The sequence below is a fragment of the Waterburya agarophytonicola KI4 genome, assembly GCF_020640915.1.
GTDB classification, from domain to species: Bacteria; Cyanobacteriota; Cyanobacteriia; order Cyanobacteriales; family Xenococcaceae; genus Waterburya; species Waterburya agarophytonicola.
The window spans coordinates 1-16,334 of sequence record NZ_JADWDC010000086.1; the positions used below are offsets into that span (position 1 = coordinate 1).

General features: G+C 38.7%; 14 protein-coding genes. 8 read left to right on the forward strand and 6 right to left on the reverse strand.

Annotated features, from left to right (window positions below):
* The first annotated feature begins 301 nt into the window (after positions 1-301).
* Positions 302-1,018, forward strand: coding sequence for a biliverdin-producing heme oxygenase (locus I4641_RS21095; protein WP_229642566.1), 717 nt, complete (start codon positions 302-304; stop codon positions 1,016-1,018).
* A 143-nt stretch (positions 1,019-1,161) separates the two neighbouring features.
* On the opposite strand, the gene I4641_RS21100 is transcribed toward I4641_RS21095, so the two are convergent.
* The 3 genes from I4641_RS21100 to I4641_RS21110 form a co-directional block, all read right to left on the reverse strand.
* Positions 1,162-1,395, reverse strand: a complete 234-nt coding sequence (locus I4641_RS21100; protein ID WP_229642567.1) for a photosystem II protein, Psb35-related — start codon at positions 1,393-1,395, stop codon at positions 1,162-1,164.
* A gap of 272 nt (positions 1,396-1,667) precedes the next feature.
* Complete coding sequence (locus tag I4641_RS21105) at positions 1,668-3,107, reverse strand: phosphoglucomutase/phosphomannomutase family protein (protein WP_229642568.1); 1,440 nt, start codon at positions 3,105-3,107, stop codon at positions 1,668-1,670.
* 91 nt (positions 3,108-3,198) lie between these two features.
* Positions 3,199-3,519, reverse strand: coding sequence for a hypothetical protein (locus I4641_RS21110; RefSeq protein WP_229642569.1), 321 nt, complete (start codon positions 3,517-3,519; stop codon positions 3,199-3,201).
* 399 nt (positions 3,520-3,918) lie between these two features.
* Here I4641_RS21110 and I4641_RS21115 point away from each other — a divergent pair, with 399 nt between their 5' ends.
* The 7 genes from I4641_RS21115 to I4641_RS21145 all read left to right on the forward strand — a co-directional run bounded on the left by I4641_RS21115 (position 3,919) and on the right by I4641_RS21145 (position 13,783).
* The gene (locus I4641_RS21115; protein WP_229642570.1) at positions 3,919-4,746 is read left to right on the forward strand and encodes a photosystem II manganese-stabilizing polypeptide; all 828 of its coding nucleotides are present in this window, start codon (positions 3,919-3,921) and stop codon (positions 4,744-4,746) included.
* Between the two features lie 316 nt (positions 4,747-5,062).
* Complete coding sequence (locus I4641_RS21120) at positions 5,063-5,836, forward strand: RNA polymerase sigma factor SigF (RefSeq protein WP_229642571.1); 774 nt, start codon at positions 5,063-5,065, stop codon at positions 5,834-5,836.
* 155 nt (positions 5,837-5,991) lie between these two features.
* Entirely contained in the window at positions 5,992-6,765 is a 774-nt protein-coding gene (locus tag I4641_RS21125) for a hypothetical protein (RefSeq protein WP_229642572.1), read from the forward strand.
* A gap of 148 nt (positions 6,766-6,913) precedes the next feature.
* A complete protein-coding gene (locus I4641_RS21130; protein ID WP_229642573.1) occupies positions 6,914-7,510 on the forward strand; it encodes a PAP/fibrillin family protein in 597 nt (198 codons plus the stop codon).
* Positions 7,511-7,598: 88 nt separating this feature from the next.
* Positions 7,599-8,462, forward strand: a complete 864-nt coding sequence (locus I4641_RS21135; RefSeq protein ID WP_229642574.1) for a hypothetical protein — start codon at positions 7,599-7,601, stop codon at positions 8,460-8,462.
* Positions 8,463-9,311: 849 nt separating this feature from the next.
* Positions 9,312-12,236, forward strand: coding sequence for a glycerol-3-phosphate acyltransferase (locus tag I4641_RS21140; RefSeq protein WP_229642575.1), 2,925 nt, complete (start codon positions 9,312-9,314; stop codon positions 12,234-12,236).
* A gap of 107 nt (positions 12,237-12,343) precedes the next feature.
* Complete coding sequence (locus tag I4641_RS21145; RefSeq protein ID WP_229642576.1) at positions 12,344-13,783, forward strand: glycoside hydrolase family 5 protein; 1,440 nt, start codon at positions 12,344-12,346, stop codon at positions 13,781-13,783.
* A gap of 3 nt (positions 13,784-13,786) precedes the next feature.
* Here the strand turns inward: I4641_RS21145 and gntT are convergent, their stop codons facing one another.
* From gntT to I4641_RS21160, 3 genes are all read right to left on the reverse strand, one after another.
* Entirely contained in the window at positions 13,787-15,103 is a 1,317-nt protein-coding gene (gene gntT, locus I4641_RS21150; RefSeq protein ID WP_229642577.1) for a guanitoxin biosynthesis MATE family efflux transporter GntT, read from the reverse strand.
* Positions 15,104-15,169: 66 nt separating this feature from the next.
* Complete coding sequence (locus I4641_RS21155) at positions 15,170-16,036, reverse strand: sulfotransferase family protein (protein WP_229642578.1); 867 nt, start codon at positions 16,034-16,036, stop codon at positions 15,170-15,172.
* Positions 16,037-16,056: 20 nt separating this feature from the next.
* Positions 16,057-16,263: a hypothetical protein gene (locus I4641_RS21160; RefSeq protein ID WP_229642579.1), complete on the reverse strand. Its 207-nt coding sequence runs from the start codon at positions 16,261-16,263 to the stop codon at positions 16,057-16,059.
* Between the last annotated feature and the right edge of the window lie 71 nt (positions 16,264-16,334).

Sequence of the window (16,334 nt, forward strand, 5' to 3'; positions counted from 1 at the left end):
AAGTTTTAACCAAACGACCTTATTATTTTATCAACTATTAGTGGGATAGGTTCATCGACCATCGCGTTACTCCAGGAAGATAGCCAAAAGATCCGAATATTTTCTACCTTCTGTCTATTGTCAGCTTTCGGAGGCAATCTTGAAAAATGACGTTGCTAGATTTACAGATTATCTTGGTATGTAAGAATTCTTAATAACAATTCTCATTAATTCAGTTTACGTTAATAGACTAGGTAGATTTTTAGATCTTTGTCATAAATAATAGATCGGTAAGTTAATTATAAAAGTAGGAAATTTTAGTATGAGCGTTAATTTAGCCACAATGTTGCGCGAAGGGACAAAAAAGTCTCACACAATGGCAGAAAATGTTGGTTTCGTTAAATGTTTTCTGAAAGGGGTAGTTGAAAAGAAATCCTATCGCAAATTAGTTACAAGTCTTTACTTTGTCTATTCTGCAATGGAAGAAGAAATGGAAAGACTCAAAGATCATCCTTTGGTTGCTCCTATCTATTTTCCCGAACTAAATCGCAAGCAAACCCTGGAAGAAGATTTGCGTTTCTACTACGGTACTAACTGGCGCGAAGAAGCCAAAAATACTAAAGCTGGCAAAGAGTATGTAGCCCGTATTAGAGAAATTGGACAATCTAATCCAGAACTATTGGTAGCTCACTGCTACACTCGTTATTTGGGAGACTTATCTGGAGGACAAATTCTCAAAAAGATTTCTCAAAGAGCAATGAACCTTACCGATGGTGAAGGAACGGCTTTTTATGAGTTTGAAGATATCTCCGACGAAAAAGCTTTCAAAGACAAATATCGTCAAGCAATGAACGATCTTCCTATCGATGAAGCTACCGCAGAAAGAATCGTGGAAGAAGCTAATGATGCTTTTGGAATGAACATGAAATTGTTCCAAGAGCTAGAAGGTAATCTAGTTAAAGCGATCGGCGTAATGCTATTTAACACTTTAACTCGTCGTCGTACTCGTGGCAGCACTGAATTAGCTACTGCTGAATAATAGCTCGTTGCGATCGCACTTTATTTAAAAAAACTCCATATAAAAAAACAACCCTGAAAGCTGGGTTGCGGTTAAGTTAGAAATAAATGTAACTATATCGCTGTCTGGCTATTAGGGTTGTTTGTATTTGATTGATAGATTGCTTATATCTTGGGAAGATTGTTACTAGTGTAGGTGTCTAGTGCAAATGCAGGAATACGCTCTGCGTAGTCTATATCTCTACCTGTAAAAGACTTTGCTAATTGCTCAAAAGATGCGGATTTTAAATTGCGCTCGTGAATTGGCTTGGTTTGTTCCCCACGAAAATAGGCTTGTGTACCGATTACCGCTGCTGCCATCCAACCAATAAGAAATACTGCAATTAATAGGGTTATCATGTCTGACCTCTACTTTATTAAGTTTTATTTGATATGTTGTAAATAAATGTAACAAAAACTTGTTTATATTTGCAAGATATTTATTTTACGGTTTTACCTATAATTAATGGGTGGAAACCGAATATTATGAGTTTAAATATACTGAAAGGCAGCTTGGAATCTTAAGAAATCCCAGACTGTTCTTGATTGAATTAAATTAAAGGATTATTAAAAGTAAAGCTGATAGCAATATGATGCTTTACTTTAATTTCCTTGTGCGATCGCATTCTTAGTTAAGAATTAGCCCAATCCCTAGCCCATTCTAAAACCTTGCGGACTTCCGGCATAGTTTTAGCTTGACAGTAAAGACGTAATACTGGTTCTGTACCGCTAAACCGAATTAACAACCAGGTATTGTCATCCATTCTGAATTTGTAACCATCCACATCCAAACAATCGATTACAGACATCCCTGCTACTTCAGTAGGAGTTTTGTGAGCCAAGCGTTCTAATAATTTAGCTCTCACTTCCATATTAGCTAGAGGCAAGTCAATGCGATCGTAGTGAGCCGTAAAATCGGTTTTTTGCTGTAGTCGAGCATAGATACTACCTAAACCTTCTCCAGATTCTACAACTGCTTCTAAAACATAAAGAGCAGATAGCAGAGCATCTCGTTCGGGTATGTGAGTACCATAACCAATTCCTCCAGATTCCTCGCCACCAATCATTACCTCGGCTTGCAACATGCGATCGCCGATATACTTATAACCAATGGGTGTTTGATATACAGATCGTTCGTATAACTTTGCCAGGCGGGGTATGATATCCGAGCCACTTACCGTTTTAACAATTTCCCCTGTAAAACCTTTTCTTTCTGCCAAGTGTTCGATCAAAATCGGAATTAATACTTGCGAACTGAGAAAATTGCCTTCCCCATCTGCACCAGCAATGCGATCGCTATCACCATCAAATACTAACCCAACTCGAAGACTATTAGGATATTGTTTTGCACCTTCTTTAATACCTCGAAAGAAATCAGGCAAATATTTTGGTAGGGGTTCGGGTGCGCCACCGCCAAATAAAGGATCTCGATCGCCATTTATTTCTTGTACGGGACAACCTAAAAGTCGCTCTAAACCCGTAGCTGCCGCGCCGTGCATCACATCTACATATACTTTAAGTTTTTCCGAAAGGATCGCCTCTTTTATAGCTGCAATATCAACTTTTTGGCGCAATCCCTGACAATAACTTGCCCAAGGATCGAATTTCTCTAATTTTCCTGCTTTTTCGGCTTTTGCCAGAGGTTGACCAATTTTTGCTTCAATTTGCTCGGTAATTTCGGGAGGAACAGAGCCACCAAAGGCACTCTTTACTTTTAATCCCAGATAAGTTCCAGGGTTGTGGGATGCAGTCAAGACAATTGCGCCTAAAGCATTATAAGCCTTTGCTGCCCAACTAAAGGCAGGAGTTGGGGCATAACACTCAGACAACAAAACATCGAATCCTGCTTCTACAAGAGATTCTGCTGTCAATTGAGCAAAATTCTCTGCCATAAAACGGCGATCGTAACCCACAATTACTTTACGATTATTAGCAATATCGCCATAATTATCAGCTAAAACAACGGCAGCAATGGGAGCTAACATAGCTACCCGTTCAAAGGTAAAATCAGCAGCAATTACTCCACGCCAGCCATCTGTACCAAATTTAATCGGATTAACCGTAAAAGCCATAAAATCAACAACTTAAAAATTTAATTTAACGATACCTTCCAGGTTAACTGTTTGTAAGTAGCTTGGAAACCAGCAAACAATAGCATATATGTTAAGTTTCTTGAGACTCTGCTTCTTGCTCTAATTCTAATTTTTGTAGCAAGTCCTTTAATCTCATTCTTTCAATATAAGGCCAACCACCCTTCTCTTCTATATCTCGCACAAACTGATACAGATCGTTACGAGTCTTGGGTAGGGCTCCTTCAAAAAAATCTACCCGGATCCGACGATGGATTTTTTCTAAATCCCTCAACAAAGACAATAAAAGCAAACTGTCATCGCGATGTTTTTCTGCTAAGGCATAAATATCTTGGGCTGTATCTTCCAGTACGCTATCCGAATCGATGTTATTTATGTCTTTATCTTGAGTCATCTGGCAAATAATAAGAATAAAAATTAACTTTGTCTACTTTATACAAAGTTTACGCTTTTAGTAGTTAAATGTAAGATTTTCGTTTGATGGCGATCGCTACTGTCTTCTATAGTTAAGAGTAGATTTAAGCTCGTCTAATAAACTCTACAGAGGGTTTTCCATCTCCTGATTTTGCCATCTCTTATTCCCGTTAAAAGATAATTTTCGATCTTAAGAAGATTATTAGTAGTCCTTCTTTGGTAGAGTATATAGCATCTATAAAAATGGCTAATTTCTTAAGAACAGCCTATTTACGACATCTTTCGCGCTCGATGTCATCAACATTCTTCCTTTACCAGGTAGAGTTTGCGATGACTGCCTTCCGCAGTTAAATCTAAAATTGACAAAATAAAGTTGACTATGAGATACCGTACAATTATTGCGAGCTTCCTAGCACTATGCTTAGGAGTATTAACAGCCTGTAGTGATTCTTCAGAGCTAAGTAGAAACGAATTAACTTATGATGATATCCTCAATACTGGACTAGCCAACACTTGTTTGGAGCTACCAGATAGCAGTCGCGGTACTATCCCCATTGCAGCAGGGGAATCCTATGCTATTCGCGATTTGTGTTTAGAACCCAGAGAATACTTTGTTAAAGAAGAACCAGTCAGCAAACGTCAAAAAGCTGAATTTATTCAAGGCAAATTACTAACTAGATATACCTCTAGCCTCGATCAAATTCAAGGAACTATTGATGCTAATGCTGATGGTACTTTAACTTTTACCGAAATTGATGGAATTGACTTTCAACCCGCTACTGTCTTGTTACCTGGTGGTAAAGAAGTTCCTTTCTTGTTCACTATGAAGCAGTTTCAGGGTAGTACTAGAGCTAGTGCTGATAGTATTAATACTTCTACTGACTTTGAAGGTCAGTTTAATGTTCCTTCCTATCGCGGACAAGTATTTTTAGATCCCAAAGGGCGTAGTTTAGCTAGTGGTTACGATAACGCGGTAGCTCTACCAGGTTTAGCAGATGATTCTCGATTTTCTAATGCTAATGTCAAAGAATTTGTCTCCCGCCAAGGTAAAATGTCCCTTAATATCACCAAAATAGATGGTGAAACAGGAGAGATTGCTGGTGTATTTGAAAGCGAGCAACCTTCTGCTACTGATTTGGGTGCAGAAGAACCAGAAGAAGTAAAAATTCGTGGCATCTTTTATGGCAGAGTTGAATCTAATGCCTAATTATTTAATAAGTATAGATTTGACTATCTAATATACTAGTTAATTTTGACTATCATCTAAAAAAAGGAGAGCGATCGCTCTCCTTTTTTAATAACTATTCTATTAGTAAAAACACTTAAACAATCGGTATTCACTCAAAAAATTAAGTGTAATCCTTGCCTTAATTCTAACTTTACAAAATAAGAATAGTAGAAATGCTGTTGTCTGAAATAGAGAGTAAACCATAAGCTAAAAAAGTATCTAAAACAATTTTATTTACATCAGATAAATTATTAGCTTTTAAATTTTATATTGCTCTCTATCCAGGAACAAATTAATGGCAACTTGTGTTAATAAAAATATTAAACTAGATAGTCTTCATCTATTTCATCAGTATCAAAAGAATAAAATTACTGATATTCGCAATCAAATTATGGAGTTGAACTTTGGATTAGTTAAGAAGGAAGCTTATCATTGGGTAAATCAGTGTAATGAGAGCTATGAGGACTTGTTACAGGTTGGTTCAATAGGATTAATTAGAGCGATCGAACGTTTTAATGTTGAAAAAGGCAATGCTTTTAGTTCTTTTGCTATTCCTTATATTAGAGGAGAAATTCAACATTATTTAAGAGACAAAAGTTGCACTTTGAGAATTCCCAGACGTTGGTTAGAACTAAGACAGCAATCCATTTCTTTTGTTCATAGTTTTCGAGAACAGCACCATCGCCAACCAACTAATATAGAAACTGCTGATTATCTACAAGTATCTGTTAGAGAATGGCAAGATATTAAGCTCGCATATCAAAATCGTAAGCCCCTCAGTTTAGATATTTCTGTTAACAATGATGTAGAAGCTCAGATGAGTTTGGGAGATTTGGTTGCAGATCCTAAATGTCGTAGTTTTCATTTAGTTTATGAAGATAAAGTTCGATTACAGCAAGCTTTAGGGGAATTAGAAGACCGTACTAGAGATGTTTTAGAATTCGTTTTTTTACACGATCTAACTCAAAAAGAAACAGCAAAAGTATTAGATATCAGTGTAGTAACTGTTTCTCGCCAATTAAAGAAAGGATTGAATTTGCTTAAAAAATCAATGGCACAAGAAAATTAAGATTTTTCTGACTGTAGCCGATTTGAAAATCAATTGTTATGTTGGAGTTTCAAGTCAAGCCTTGTCTAACTAGCTTAGATTAAGTGAAATCGACTGCTTGAATTGTTTGGTTACATATTAATGAGGGTTAATTGATAGATCCTTGAATTATTATTATGAATAAAACAGTATTATTGGTATTAACGATAATTTTTGCTTCGATGACTGGTGGTTGCTCCTTCTTAGGTAATGCCAAAAAAGATTTTGATGAAAGTGCCAACCAACCAATCCCTAAGGTAAAATCAGCACCAACTCCTACTGAAACTGCCAAAACAGAGGAAGAAGGAGAAGAAGAGTTTGCCGATCTAGAAGAAGAAACGGAAGCAACTCAAGCTATTGCAGGATTAATTCCGACAACTAATGCCGATACGAGAGTTAGAAATATTGTCCGAGGCAGACAAGATCCTTTTTCGGTAGTGTCTCTTATTCCTAAAATTGAAATTGAGGAAAAGGAAGAAAAAGCCGCGCTTCCAGCATTAAATCGCAGCGATCGCACTAATAGGGAACCAAATCCCGTCGCTCAAACGCGAAGTGAGAATAAATCACCCACTCCCATAGATGAATTCAGAACAAAACTAGCTCAAGAAGTTATTATTTCGGGGTTATATGAATCGAATGGTTCGACCAAGTTGATTGTTCAAGCACCAGAAGAAAATAATAGTCGTTATGTTGAGGTTGGGCAATATTTATCTAATGGTCAAATATTAGTTAAAAGCATTGATCGCAATCACTTTCCAACTCCTTTGGTTATTCTAGAACAGTCGGGGGTGGAAGTGGCTAAAGCAATTGGTGAAACTCCAGAGGATTCTAAAAACCAGGCTAGCTTGTTACCAACATCAAACCTCGATCACCAAGCTTTAGTATCTAATATTTCCTTAGATACTGAATAATTGACGATTCTTAAATAATTTTGAGATCGAGCGATCGCAGAAATCTGGTTTCACGATCGCTTTTTCATGGCACAAACTCCCACAAAGAGTAGAATATGTCGATAAAATATTAATAGGTTTAGGATTATTGACTTAAATTACACAACCCATGAGTAAAAAAGCAGAATTGTTAGAAGCGATCGCTGGTAAGAATCGCGGTTTGCTAGCTAACGAAATTGATAATGTACGAGTTCTCTCCGCAATTCAACAGTTAGAAGATACTAATCCTACTCGTAAACCCTTAGAAGCAAAAGAATTACTTCAAGGAGACTGGCGTTTGCTATACACCACCAGTAAAGGAATTCTGGGTTTAGATCGTTTTCCCTTATTCAAGCTGGGACAAATTTATCAATGTATTCGCGTATCCGAGGCTAAAGTTTACAATATTGCTGAAATTGTTGGTTTGCCAATGTTAGAAGGTTTGGTTAGCGTTGCTGCTACTTTTGAACCCATATCGGAACGTCGAGTTAGCGTTGTTTTTGAACGCTCGATAATTGGTTTACAGCGATTCTTTAGCTACAATACTCCCAAGAAATTCATCCAACAGATCGAGTCGGGTAAAAAATTTCTTCCTTTAGATTTTAAAATAGATCGCGGAGAACAAAAAGGCTGGTTAGATATTACTTATCTCGATGAAGATATGAGAATTGGTAGAGGTAATGAAGGAAATGTATTTGTTCTCACCAAAGAAGCTACCCCTGCTTAAACTGGGTATTTCCCTGGAGTATTATCCGTAAATCTTATAGGTCGGGAAAGTTTTACAATCAAAAGCAGACAAAAAAATAATTTTTATTATGTTGCGCAAAATTGTAATTCTATTTATGTCATTGTCGTTGTGCTGGACTACTATTGGTTGTTCTGGTTCTTCAACTTCAATGGAATCTCAGCCATCATTTAATAATAATGCTAGCGTTCGGAATGTACCAAGTTCCATCGCCGATGGTAAATACCCCGTACAGCAAGCTACTTACGATGATGCTAGTGGCGAATATAGTTTAATGCTACTCAACACTCCTGCAGGGAGTCCTCCCGTATTGCAAACCGCACAGATACAGATGGCGCGTATTGACGAAGAAGCAGCAGCCAATGGAGAAAAAACTTATCTTCAAGTTGATGATAGTCAACCCGTTATGTATTTGACCGAGGATTTCAAAATCGAATACGTCCACAACGTTACCGAAACTCAAAATAATCCCCAAACAGGTCAACCTCAAACTGTGGTAGTTAGAAGAGAGTCTAATTTCTGGACTCCTTTTGCGGGTGCTTTGGCAGGACAAGCAATTGGTAGTATGTTATTCCGTCCTCAATATTATGTACCCCCTATCTATCAACCAGGAGGAGTTTTGACTGGTTATGGCGGTTATGGAAGTAGTTATTCTCAAGCGGTAAATCGCTATCAAGATCGCTATAATGCACCCCCCGCAGCAGTAAAAAATCGCAGTACCCTCAGAACAACTGGCAGCGTGCGTAATGCTTCTAATGGCAAACTTCGTAAATCTATTAAGAATAATAGTCGCGGGACTGGTTCGGGTGTGGGTTCGAGTACTTTACGCTCTTCTGGTAAATCCAAGCAGTTTAAAAGCCGAGGTGGTGGCTTTGGTAGTAGTTCGGGTATGAGAAGACCAAGCCGTAGTTTTGGAGGAGGAAGAAGAAGGTAATTTAATTACTGATTATTTTTAAAGCGATCGCCTTGTCTTGAAAGCGATCGCTTTTTTGTGGCTATGTAATTTTGAAGCTGGGCTGTCAACGAAGAAACAATAACACCAAACAAGATAATCAAAAGCGATCGCAAAATTCTAGAGACAATTATTAATTTAGTTATTTATTGAGTCGTTTCAAGAAGATACTCAACGTTAAGATCTCGATAAGACCATTCAATCCAAGAACGAAATCCATACCAATTCACTTCAAGGTCTTAACTTCATTTCATGAAAATATGGCGCGATAATATGTTTATCTCGTAAGGTAGATATATCTTGATTTGATGTGCGAGTTTCTAAAAATTGCAGAATCGTCTTGCAGGTATTAAAACAGCCAATAGAGGCGACAAGTTGGTTGTTAATAAAAATACCCCAACGTCCATTCTCTAATTGTTTGTAGTTGTATGACATTATTAGTGTATATCTAAGGTAATAACTTATATTCCCGATTGGACAAGCAATTGTGGGGGTAGAAAACAACAGTCAGTTTGTTGCTCTTTTCAGAAAACTTCTGTCGAGCGTAATTTATATTTTAGGCGATCTGATCTATGCTTAACAACTTGTTACTAGAAAAACATTATGACACAAAAATATTAAATTCTTTGTATAAATCATTTTATTATTGTTTGTGCCATGTTTGTGCCAGAAGTATCTTGAATTATATTGCGCGATCGCTTTTACTGTAATGACGGGAGTTAAACAATTATCCAAAATAGGTACAATATGTCCATACGATCGTTAGCCTAGGACAATCGACAATCTAGGGGAAGCTCGTAAAACTATTGAAATGAGTATCGATTGAGACAAATGAACCTGACACCAATTTGGGGTTCTCTGACAGTTTTTATAATTTGCCCATTATTGGGCGGACTTCCTTTGATAGATTGGATTACCTATACTCTTACGGGTCGCCACTTAAGCAAACTCGGTACTGGTAATATTTCTGTGTCGGCAGCTTTTTATCACGGTGGTAAACTGGCAGGAATTACGGCGGTACTTTCTGAAGCAGCTAAAGGCGTGATTGCTGTATTGCTCGCCAGAGCTTTTTTTCCTAGCGGTTCGGTATGGGAGATTATTGCCATCATCGCTTTGGTAATTGGGCGTTATTGGATGGGCAAGAGTGCAGGGACAACTAATGCAGTGTGGGGGATTGTCGCCCACGATCCCATCGCAGCAGCATTAGTTTGGTTAATTAGTTTGATTAGTTTTACTATTATTCGCGATCGCCTTTTAGGAAAATATGGTGCATTGGTTTTACTCACGGTAATTATTGCTTTGCGTAACCCCAATCAACCAGAATATGGGGTAGCAACTTTTGCGTTAGCCAGCTTGCTTGCTGGGATCTATCAAAATATACCCGACGATCTGGATTTAGCATCCAATACAGAACAAAGCAGTAGCAATAAGATGTTTCGTTTTTTTCAGGGAGACAAAAGTATTATTACCCTAGACAGTAAGTTAAAAGCCCAAGAAGTAGGACAAAAAGCAGCCAATCTTGCTTTGCTCAAACAACTGGGATATTCTGTGGCTCAAGGATGGGTACTGCGCCCAGGAGATGACCTTAAAGCTATAGTGGAAATTCTCAATCCTACCCCCAAATCTCCATTAATTGTAAGGTCTTCAGCGATTGGAGAAGATTCTCCCACCTCTTCTGCTGCGGGACAGTATATTAGTATTTTAGATGTTACCAACAAAAAGGAGTTAGAATCGGCGATCGTCGACTGTCAAGCTTCATATCTGCAAAGCAGCGCGATGGAATATCGTCGCCATCAAGACCAATCAGAAGAATCTATGGCGGTGTTGATTCAAAGACAAATTGAAGGAGTATATAGCGGGGTGGCATTTAGTCGAGATCCTGTCGATCGCTTTAATGATAGTGTGGTGATCGAAGCTTTACCAGGAAAAGCAACCAAAATTGTTTCGGGTAAATTTACTCCTCAAAGATATCGGGTAGCTATTCCTGAAGTTGATTTGGCACAAGAGAAATCTATTACTGTTACTCAAGAAAATATTAGAGACGATGGGGTAGATATTCCCATCGGAATCATTGAGTCGGTAGCACTCTTAGCCAGAGAAATGGAAGACTTGTTTGAAGGCATTCCTCAAGATCTTGAGTGGACTTATGATGGGGAGAAGATTTGGCTGTTGCAAGTACGTTCGATCACTACCCTACAGCCAATTTGGACGAGAAGAATTGCTGCTGAAGTAATTCCTGGAAAAATTCGCCCCCTCACTTGGTCGATCAATCAACCCCTCACCTGTGGTGTCTGGGGCAAACTGTTTGCGGTGGTTTTGGGCGATCGCGCTAGAGACTTGAACTTTGAAGAAACAGCAACTCTGCATTTTGCCAGTGCTTATTTTAACGTCACTCTCTTGGGTACGATCTTTCGTCGCATGGGTTTACCCCCAGAAAGTTTGGAATTTTTGACTAGAGGGGCAAAATTTAGCAAACCTCCTTTGATGTCTACGATCAAAAATTTACCTGGATTATGGCGGTTATTGAAGCGGGAATGGAAGTTGGGAAAACAGTTTAAAAGCGATCGCCTTAAGCTATTCGACCCTATTTTATCGGCGATCGAAGAACAACCAGCAGCAGAATTATCCCCCACCGAGATAATCGATCGCATTGATACTATTCTAGGATTGCTCGATAAAGTCACTTACTACAATATTCTTGCCCCTTTAAGTTTGGCGATACGCCAAGGAATTCTCAAAGTAGACGACACTGAGTTGAATTATACAAAAACTCCAGAAGTTGCAGCAGTCAGCGCGTTAGCAGAAGTTGCCAATCAAGCCCGCAAACTCCTAGCTACGGAGAAAATTACCCTCGATTCTTGTGCTTCTCTTTTTGCTCATATTGCCGAAAATTCTGAAGGAGAGACTATTCTCAATCGCTTTAATCTTTGGTTAGATCGATATGGCTATCTAAGTGAAGTTGCTACAGATATTGCCATTCCTCGTTGGCGAGATAAACCTGGTATTCCTAGAGAAATGCTGGCACAGTTTTTCTTTGACTCTCATGGTACAAAAAAAGCCGAGTCTACTTCAGATAAAACAACTCAATCTTTAAAAGCTAAATTAGTCCAAAAAAGATTGAATCTCAAGGGAATAGTTGCCCAGATCTATAACAAACTTCTGGCAAATTTGCGTTGGAGCTTTTTGGCACTAGAGCAGCACTGGCTCGATCGCAATTTAATTAATAATTCTGGGGATATATTCTTCCTCGAACTAGAAGAGATTATTACTGTAGTTGAAAATCCTGATGGCGAAATAGCTCGACAACTATCCTCTATCATCGAGCAAAGACAACAACAATGGTTGCAAGAACGAGAATTAACCTCCATACCCAGGTTAGTTTATGGTAAGCCCGACTTTTCTACTTGGAAGACTCCCTCGGTATTAGATTCTCAAACTACTTTTAAAGGAATTGGTACGAGTGGGGGACAAATAGAAGGAGTCGTCAAAATCATTTCAAGTCTGCAAAATACCGGAGCGATCGATCGTCAGACTATTATTATAGTTCCCTATACTGATGCGGGTTGGTCGCCCCTTTTAGCTCGTGCGGGGGGTTTAATTTCTGAAGTAGGTGGTCGCTTATCTCATGGCGCGATCGTCGCCAGGGAATATAATATTCCTGCGGTGATGGATGTTGCTAATGCAACTAAACTCTTTCAAGATGGTCAACGAGTTAGAATCAACGGACAAACGGGTTTGGTGGAAATATTGGATTAGTATGCTTAAGTGATACGTAACAAGTAACAAGTAACAAGTAACAAGTAATGATCATTACAGGGATAAGATTTGATTTTTGTTCATAAAAATAGGCAAAAAAGTTAATCGTGCTTTTTAAAAAAACTTTTGTATTGAGTCTCTTTTTACTCGCCTCGATTTGTTTTTTCGTAGTAGTTACTGGTCATTCTCATTCTCGTCCTCATCATAATAATATGGCGATCGCCGATAACAATAATTATTATCAAGGAGTATACGGATTTCTCAACGGATTTGATCGCCAAGATCCCATCGCCAGCCTCGATGAAATGGCGGAACAAAATATTAATTTAGTTATTTTGTACGGCACAAATTATTATGTGAAAACCACCGTCCCATCAGAAAAAGATGGGATTCTCGAACAGCATTTTAGCAAAATAGATCGTTATCTGGCTCATGCCCATACTTTAGGTATTAAAGTGATTATGCCAATTTGGCGTATGCCAGAGGATATGAGACAAGTACCCTATATGGATGCAGGAAAGCTAGATACTGCCATCCGTTTTATCAAAAGGTATCGAGATAACCCTACTGTTATAGGCTGGTATCTCATGGACGAGCCGATCTTGCGCTTGGAGTTGCTCAAGGACAAAGCACCTAACTATTTTCATAAATACGTTATCCCCGCATTAGATAGTTTGACGGAGGCGTTGGACGAATATGACACTGGTGATAAACTTCGCTTTGGGGTATTCCAACGTTATGACAAAGGAAATTTTGGTCTAAAGAATGGAGCAAAAATACTGATTAATCGGTATCTAACGATATGGGGACACGATCTATATCCTTTTATCAAGAAATCGCCCCAAGAATTTCAGAATATGTACTATATCATCCGAAATTTTTATCCCCTCAATGATTTTGTTAGGGAAGTAAAAAAACCATTTTTGTATATTGGTCAAGCACACTCATCAGACGCTAATCCAAATTGGCAACAACGAATGCCAACTGCAAGGGAGTTTTTAACACAGCAAGTGTACCCGATGTTGTTGATGTCCGACGAAAAACCCCGCTATCATCTTGGCAATCTTTCCTGGGCATTTGGGGTGATGCGATCGACACCAGAGGGAAGACAGTTTCTCGAAGATGTATATGCCAAAAGTAAAAGGTTAATCGATCTAATTAGTACGGGAATAGCTAATGGACGCATCAAAGATATCAGTCAAGGTAGAGATAAAGCAAGCTATAAAGGCGAACAAGCGATCAAGGCGGGCATCTATGAAATTCCTCAAGACAGTCAGATTTTTTATCACAAAAACTGGTACCCCCATCCTTTTAGAGGTAAAAAAATGGCGATCGCCCTTGCCACCCGAAGAGAGAAGCAAGATTTTTCTTTTAGATACCCAGGAAAAGTAATCTCCCTGCAACTCCCCTTAATTCCCCAAGATCGTATCTGCACTATAGAAAAGTTCCAACATCAATACGATCCCATCCAACAAGAAACCTTATTTAAAATGCAGATTATGCCTTTTTGTCCCACGGTACTGATTTTTGATACCGAACAATGCTAAAACTCAACTTGGATGATTAATTTTGAAGATTAAACCCGCACTTCTAGTTGCCATAAATAAAGCCAACGCCAACCACAGCAGGTTATTAGTCTGCCAATACCAAGCTGTGATCGCCATCGGAGTAAAGCCAATAATGGCAGCGAGTAAAGTAGACTGACGCAAAATTTTCCCTGCGGTTAATCCCAGAAAATAACCGTCCAACATATAGGCGATCGCGCCAAAACCTAAGATGGGAAATAGCCACCAAACATAGTCATTGACTCCTTGTATTACTGCTGAATGGTTGGTCAGCAAACCAAATAACTGTTGGGGAAATAGATAGAATATAGTTGCAAAACCCAATCCCGCGATTAAACTAGTGCTACCTGCTAGCTTTAACAAAGGAATCAATCCCTCTCTTTTTCCTTGTCCTTGGAGGTTTCCCGCGATACTCTCGGTGGCAAAAGCGATTCCATCAATAAAATAGGCAGCCAGGGTAACTACCTGCAAGATCAGCGTGTTGCTGGCTAAAACATCTGTCCCCATAACCGCACTAAGATTGGTAAATAAGGCAAAAGTAGAAACCAACGCCAAAGTCCGAATCAAGATATCTTGATTGAGAGTAAAAGTCGCTTTTAATGCAGCAAAATCTAGAAACTCTCCCCAATATAATCCCAACTGACTCATAGGAATTTGGCGCAATACCCAGACCAAACCCAACAAGAGAGTGATATACTGACTAATCGCCGTTGCAGCCCCCGCACCATGACTAGATTGACCCCAACGCACAATAAATAAGTAATCTAAAACAATATTTGCTCCTTTATTAATCGTTGAAAGCAATAAAATAACGCCAGCTTTTTCTTGACCCAAAAACCAACCCAATAGCACAAAGTTAATCAGGGTAGCAGGTGCGCCTAATATCAAAGCATTATAATAATCTCGACCAGCTTGAATAACTTGAGGATCGGCTTGGAGTAAAGCAAAGCCCATCTCTCTAATTGGTTGTTGGCAAATCAAAATAACCAGACCAATCGTTAAAGCGATCGCACTATTGCGCAATAAAATTAAAATAACATCTTTTGCTGACTCTCTACCTCTAGCTTGAGCAGTTAATCCCGTTGTCCCCATGCGGAGAAAACCAAAAGTCCAATAAATATAATTAAATAACACAGTCGCGATCGCCACTCCTGCTAAATAACTGATATCTGCTAGATGACCTAAAAAAGCTGTATCGACCAAGCTAGCTAAGGGAATCGTCAAATTAGACAAAATGTTGATTGCTGCCAAACGCCAAAAACGAGTTTGAAGATCTTTTTGCTGCGAATGGTTGTTAGGCAAAATCTTTAATTAATTTTGGTCTTTATTTTAACAAAGGAAATCAATTGCTAGAAAATTTAGCTGTTTTTAGGAAGAAAGAGAAGAAAGCATTTGCTTTTTAGATACTTCTGGTTGGACGCAAACTACATGAGCGAGGGAACGATTGACATCTTGCCAAAAGGTAAGATTACCAAAACGCTCGAATAAATCTGGAGGTAATACTGTTTGACGGAGGGTATATTCCACTTTTCGCTTGACGGTATGCAACCCAGGAGTGCCTAACCTTTTGTCGAATTCTGGTTCGGCATATTCCACATTATTAAAATCGTGGGAGTAATAAGGCTGTTGGATGAAGCGATAAATTAGCCTCATTACTTGTTCGGGATCGCAAGTTAAAAGGTCGTAATCAATTAGCAAAAGGCGATCGGCTTGTTCGCTATAAAAAGCTTCTTTGAGGGCATTGTAGGCAAAACCCACCATGCGATTTCCTTGACTGAGGGCATCAGTGCGACTAAATACCGTACTCCCTTCTCCACGATTAAACATTTTGGAGACATCAAAGACGTTTTTTCTGACTAATCTTTCGATAGAATCCATTATCCAGGCAATATTTCGCACGCAACAAATTATCTTTGCATCGGGAAAAAGTTCTGTTACGAGGGGTAATTTGCTACACCAAAGACGATTAGTATCGAAGATGGTTTGTCCTTGGGCAATTTGGTTTTTATAGTAGGTATTGAATACTGCTAATAATAGTTCTCGCTTTTGTTCGGGAGTGATAAATACTGAACCTTCTTGTTCTTCGCTGGTGGATTCCAGCATCCGATTCATTAAGTTCCCTACAGGAGAAGTCATTCCTCCATGAAATTGGGGATTTTGTTTGAGTAATGCTGCTAGTAAAGTAGAACCACTACGAGGCAAACCAGAGATTAGATGCACGTTAGAATTATTCATTCAGATACTAAACGAAATAGTTATTTTGGGTATAAGTATTTCAAATGATAGCTTTTCTTAGCCGTGGCAGAGCTTGCTTCCTCTGTTTTCAACTCAGTCTTAACTACTGATTTCTGGCGTAACTTTTTACCAATTGCGGGGGCGTAGAACATTACCCCAATACCTAAAATAACTAATCCTGAACCAATCCAAGTCAAGGCTTTTACCCAAGCAGGTTCACGTTTCACCTGTAGTGTAGATTAGATCTCTATGCCGTTGAACAATGGGAGAAAAATAATTTAGATTCAAATAATAGTTC

Coding starts and splice junctions, on each gene's coding strand:
- I4641_RS21095 (WP_229642566.1), top strand. CDS start 302: ATGAGCGTTAATTTAGCCACAATGTTGCGCGAAGGGACAAAAAAGTCT.
- I4641_RS21100 (WP_229642567.1), bottom strand. CDS start 1,395: ATGATAACCCTATTAATTGCAGTATTTCTTATTGGTTGGATGGCAGCA.
- I4641_RS21105 (WP_229642568.1), bottom strand. CDS start 3,107: ATGGCTTTTACGGTTAATCCGATTAAATTTGGTACAGATGGCTGGCGT.
- I4641_RS21110 (WP_229642569.1), bottom strand. CDS start 3,519: ATGACTCAAGATAAAGACATAAATAACATCGATTCGGATAGCGTACTG.
- I4641_RS21115 (WP_229642570.1), top strand. CDS start 3,919: ATGAGATACCGTACAATTATTGCGAGCTTCCTAGCACTATGCTTAGGA.
- I4641_RS21120 (WP_229642571.1), top strand. CDS start 5,063: ATGGCAACTTGTGTTAATAAAAATATTAAACTAGATAGTCTTCATCTA.
- I4641_RS21125 (WP_229642572.1), top strand. CDS start 5,992: ATGAATAAAACAGTATTATTGGTATTAACGATAATTTTTGCTTCGATG.
- I4641_RS21130 (WP_229642573.1), top strand. CDS start 6,914: ATGAGTAAAAAAGCAGAATTGTTAGAAGCGATCGCTGGTAAGAATCGC.
- I4641_RS21135 (WP_229642574.1), top strand. CDS start 7,599: ATGTTGCGCAAAATTGTAATTCTATTTATGTCATTGTCGTTGTGCTGG.
- I4641_RS21140 (WP_229642575.1), top strand. CDS start 9,312: ATGAACCTGACACCAATTTGGGGTTCTCTGACAGTTTTTATAATTTGC.
- I4641_RS21155 (WP_229642578.1), bottom strand. CDS start 16,036: ATGAATAATTCTAACGTGCATCTAATCTCTGGTTTGCCTCGTAGTGGT.